At 63.5% G+C, this 4553-nt stretch carries 3 protein-coding genes and 1 pseudogene; 2 read left to right on the top strand and 2 right to left on the bottom strand.

Annotated features, from left to right (window positions below; all coding sequences use genetic code 11):
- Positions 1-134: 134 nt before the first annotated feature.
- The gene (cueR, locus tag BLT60_RS23910) at positions 135-587 is read right to left on the bottom strand and encodes a Cu(I)-responsive transcriptional regulator (protein WP_090881450.1); all 453 of its coding nucleotides are present in this window, start codon (positions 585-587) and stop codon (positions 135-137) included.
- A gap of 212 nt (positions 588-799) precedes the next feature.
- On the opposite strand from cueR, the pseudogene BLT60_RS23905 reads away from it, so the two are divergent.
- A pseudogene (locus tag BLT60_RS23905) lies at positions 800-1638 on the top strand (NAD(P)H-dependent flavin oxidoreductase); the annotation flags it as partial.
- Between the two features lie 573 nt (positions 1639-2211).
- On the opposite strand, the gene BLT60_RS23900 reads toward BLT60_RS23905, so the two are convergent.
- Entirely contained in the window at positions 2212-3402 is a 1191-nt protein-coding gene (locus BLT60_RS23900; RefSeq protein ID WP_090881447.1) for an FAD-dependent oxidoreductase, read from the bottom strand.
- A 118-nt stretch (positions 3403-3520) separates the two neighbouring features.
- Between BLT60_RS23900 and BLT60_RS23895 the strand changes: the two genes are divergently transcribed.
- Positions 3521-4462 (top strand): LysR family transcriptional regulator, encoded by a 942-nt coding sequence (locus BLT60_RS23895; protein ID WP_175478632.1) that lies wholly within the window; start codon positions 3521-3523, stop codon positions 4460-4462.
- Positions 4463-4553 lie beyond the last annotated feature (91 nt).

Below are 4553 nucleotides of genomic sequence, written 5' to 3'. Positions count from 1 at the left end.
CACTCCACCTTTTTCGTCTTTGCGGCACGCACTGCGTTTTATCTAGATCAGGTCGATCATGGCTGACCTCTCTGTGCCATTGGTGATGGCGCTGCCGAGAGCCAGCGCCCTGCCAAAGTGTCGGCCGGTTGGCGTCAGCCGACGGCAGCGAAGCTCCGATGCAGAGCCTTCTTTTTCATCGCCTTCGGCGGAGTCTCGTTCTGGGCGCTGAGGCCCGTGAGGATCGGGCAATCGGGCCGCTCGTCGCCGTGGCAGTGATGCGCAAGATGCACGAGAGTGCCGATCATCTCATCGAGTTCGCGGCGGCGCTGCTCGAGTTCGCGGACATGGTCGAGCGCGAGTGACTTCACGTCGGCGCTCGCGCGGTTGCCGTTCTGCCAGAGATCCAACAGGGCGGCGATCTGTTTAACCTGGAAGCCGAGATCGCGTGCCCGGCGCACAAAGCGCAGCATCGCGATGTTCTTCTCCGAGTAGACACGGTAGCCCGAATGGGACCGCAGGGCCGGACGGACGAGACCGATCTCTTCGTAGTAGCGCAGCATCTTCACCGAGACGCCTGTTGCCTTCGAGGCTTCACCAATATTCATCGGATGGCTCCATTCGTGTCCAGAGACGCCGCGGTCTGAATCTCTTCTGCACCCTCCCATCGTTGGAGAGTCAAGGGGGGTCGCGATGCAACGGTCTCGCCTGACCTGTCCTGAGTTTTTCCTCCACGGAGATTTAGAGCCCGGACCTTCTTGCACTTGTCCGTTACGTTGGCCGCATAGGTGGATCAATGCCAGCAATGACATCGCAGGAAATGTGGCCTGATTCCCGACTGTTGGATCTGTTCGGCGTCGAAGTCCCGATCGTGCAGGCTCCCATGGCGGGACCGATGTTCTCAGACATGGTGATCGCGGTCGCCGAGGCGGGCGGTCGCGGCTCGCTGCCATGTGCGACGATGGGCACAGACCAGTTGCGAACCGAGTTTGCGGCACAGGGGACGACGAAGCCGATCAACGTTAACTTCTTCTGCCATGCCCCGCCCACGTTCGACGCCGGCCAGGAGGCCGCTTGGCGCGGTCGGCTCGAATCCTACTATGCCGAGCTGGGGCTCGATCCCGCGGCGCCTGTGCCGAGATCGAGCCGTACTCCTTTCGACGAGGAGGCCTGCGCGGTCGTCGAGGAACTGCGCCCTGAGGTGGTCAGCTTCCATTATGCGGTCCGCGTTCCGGTGATCGCCGCCGGCGGCATTGCCGACGCACGCGGCATCTCGCCGCGTTGGTTCTGGGTGCAGCGGCGGTGCAGATCGGCACGGCTTATCTTTTCTCCCTCGAGGCGCGGATCGCGGGCCCGCACCGTGCGGCGCTCGCTGGTGAAGTCGCCGGCGAGACGGCCCTGACAAATGTCTTCACCGGACGGCCGGCCCGCGGAATCGTCAACCGCGTGATGCGCGAAGTGGGACCGATGACCGACCTGGCCCCCGCCTTCCCGCTTGCCGGCGGCGCCCTGGCGCCGCTTCGCACGGCGACCGAAAGCGCGGGATCTGGCGACTTCATGTCCCTGTGGTCGGGCCAGACGGCGACGCTCTGTCGCCCATCGTCAGCCGGTGAACTGACTCCTCGTCTCGCTTCGGAGACGCTGGCGCTTCTTCAACGCGGGGGTTTCGGGGTTGCGGCGGTTCTAGCGACCATAGGAAGCGCAGAAATCTGCCAGTCTCTCGCCCATCCGATTGAGGCCCTGAAATCCAAATCTCACACCCCGCCAGGACGTTCGGTGTTATGATCAAGAGAGGCATCAGAATTGCGTTCTAGGATGTCCGCCTGAGAATGCAGCGCTTCCATGACTGCAGTAACTCTGCTCAAGACAGTTGCAATCGGTTGGCGCGCCGGCGACACCGAGTCTCAATCGTCGCGGAGCGCCGCAATGACCTCACCGTCGTAGCGAGCCAGCTGTCCCCTTGGTGTCATTCGATCGACCGCAAACGGTAGCGCCGGGTGCGACCGGTCGAGCACCCCGGCGCGATAAGCGGGTCTTCTCACCTAGCGAACGGATCGTGTCGGCACCGAGGGGTTCGTTCCAGCTCTCCCGAGTCGGTGTCGAGATTGGCGCGTGAAGTAGGCAACAGCGTAGATGATGTTCGCGGCGTTGATGATGATTCCCAACGTGTTCTTTAGTTTATGGATGGAGAACCGACGCCGCCGGTCAGTGCGCGGTCGCGTCCCGTTGCGGTCAGGCGGCCGCCATTTGTTCTGCCGGCGGCCCGAAAACCTCCTCTGGCGGCACGCTGCCGGCCATGACGCCGAGGAAGCGGCCAACCGCGATCGGATCGGCCGACATCGCCGCCATTCCGGCAAGTGCCTCCGGCGGCGGCAGTACAAGCCGTGCGAGATCGGCCGTCACCCGATGCATCGGCATGGAACGCCGATCGCGCGCCCGGCCGAACTCCGAGAGGGCGACGTCGAGGTCGCGTCGCCCACCGAGGCCATCGATCAGCGCCGTCGCAAGGAGCTCGGCGTCAAGGAACGCATCGGTCATTCCCTGGGCTGTGATCGGGTCCTTATGGTTTCCGGCATCGCCGATGAGGGCCCAGCCTCGACCGAACGCCGTCCGGAAGAATGAATCGAGGTCACCGCTGCCGACATACCGCTGCACCGGGCGAGCGCCGGCGAAGCGCTCTGACAGCCACGGTATGGAGGCGATTGTCCGCCGCGTGTGGCCCTCGATGTCGCTGCGAACCTCTGCGAAACGGCTCCGCGGCCACTGTACCGCGAGGAAGGTCGAGCCGTCGCCGCAGGGCACGGTGACCGCGAACAGGCCGTCCCGGATAAAGAGCCGGGTCGAGGCGACATCCGCGCCTGTCCAATAGGTATAGTAGGCGCAGGTCCTCGCCTCGCAGACATCGTAAGACCCTGCACCGACCATGCGCGCCACGCGGGAACGCTTTCCGTCGGCGCCGACGACCAGCCACGCCCTCACATCGTTTTCGCCGGAATGAGCGCTCGTCGTCATTCCGACGACGCGCCCGTCTTCTATAAGCGGCGCAACGAAACTCACACCTTCGCGCAGCTCAGCACCCGCCGCGACAGCAGCTTCGGCGAGCTGAGGGTCGAAACGGAACCGGCGCGGCGCGAAGCCCTCGGTGGTGCCGTCCGGCATGGCCGCCGGCTTTCCCGACAAAATCGCGGCACCGAAATCCACTGTCATCGTTTCCTGCGCGGGATAGCCGAGCGCGAGAAGATCCTCGTAAAGACCAAGCCTGCGCAGGCAGGACACCCCGGCAGGATGGATGAAGTGCCCCGACATAGTGTCACTGGGAAAGGTGGTGCGGTCGATGAGCAGAACGCGTGCGCCCGATCGTGCCAGCATCAGCGCGAGAGCGGAACCGGCGCAGCGCGCACCAACGATTGCGACGTCGTACATCGCAGGTCTCCTGTGTTTTCTGAATAGCCCCGCGGTTTGTTGCTCGGGGCACGGGAGTGACGTAGCTTCAGTCCGGTCCTCAGGGAAATTGAATGACTGTATCGCGGCTATAGGCGTGATGAATTGGGCGGCGGTCGATCTGAACCTCCTGCGCGTGTTCGACGCGATGATTCTCGAGCTGAACACGACGCGCGCAGGCGACAGGGTGGGGCTCAGCCAGCCAGCTGTCAGCTCAGCGCTGGGTCGCCTTCGCCACATCGTCGGTGATGCGCTTTTCGTCCGCGAGGGAAATCGCATGGTGCCGACCATGCGGGCGGAGCAGTTGGCGGAGCCGATCCGCACCGCATTGCGTGGGATCGAGGACGCGCTCGGCAACGTTGCCTGTTTCGATCCAGGGACGGCCAAGCGCATCTTCCGAATCGTCGGCTCGGACTACTTCTCGACGCTGCTGATGCCAGGACTTGCCCGCGCCGTTCGCGAGAGCGCCCCCGGCCTGACAATCCAGATGCTCGACCATCCCAGTTCCGCTGTCGCGCGACTGATTTCGGAAGGAGCCGTGGAAATGGCGGTGGATTCTGGATCGGTGATGCCTGACTGGGTCTCGAGCCAACGATTGTATCGTTCGGTCATGGTGACGCTCGTACGTCGGGGACATCCCGTCATTGCCGAAGCGGGCCTGCGACCCGGCGACATGATCCCGCCGGACCTTTTCTGCGCGCTGCCGCAGGTGCTGATGTCAATGGACGGATCGCTCAGCGGTAGCGTGGACCAACCGCTAAAGGAAAAAGGACTTTCGCGAAGAATTGCCGTGACCGTGCCGCATTTCCACGCCGTCGCCCTCGCGGTAGCGGAAGCCGATCTGATCGGAAACCTGCCGGAGCAATTCGCCGCACGCGTCGCCGCGCTATTGGACCTTGAGATCTACCAGATGCCTTTTGCGCCGCCGCCCATCGACGTGATGCTGTACTGGCACAGCCGCCACCAGTCGGACGCAGCGCATGAATGGCTCAGGCAGAGGATTCGCGAGGCTATGATATTCCACCGAACTGCCGAAGCGTGACTGTGCCACGCTTTCAAATGGCTGTGCATTTCGCTAGTGGATAGTGTCGGGCGTGGAGAACGTTGGAGCCGGGTTTCTCTCCCTCCGCCAG

The organism is Bauldia litoralis (assembly GCF_900104485.1).
GTDB classification, from domain to species: domain Bacteria; phylum Pseudomonadota; class Alphaproteobacteria; order Rhizobiales; family Kaistiaceae; genus Bauldia; species Bauldia litoralis.
Note: the sequence above shows the minus strand (reverse complement) of the source record. Positions and strands in the feature narration are given on the sequence as shown.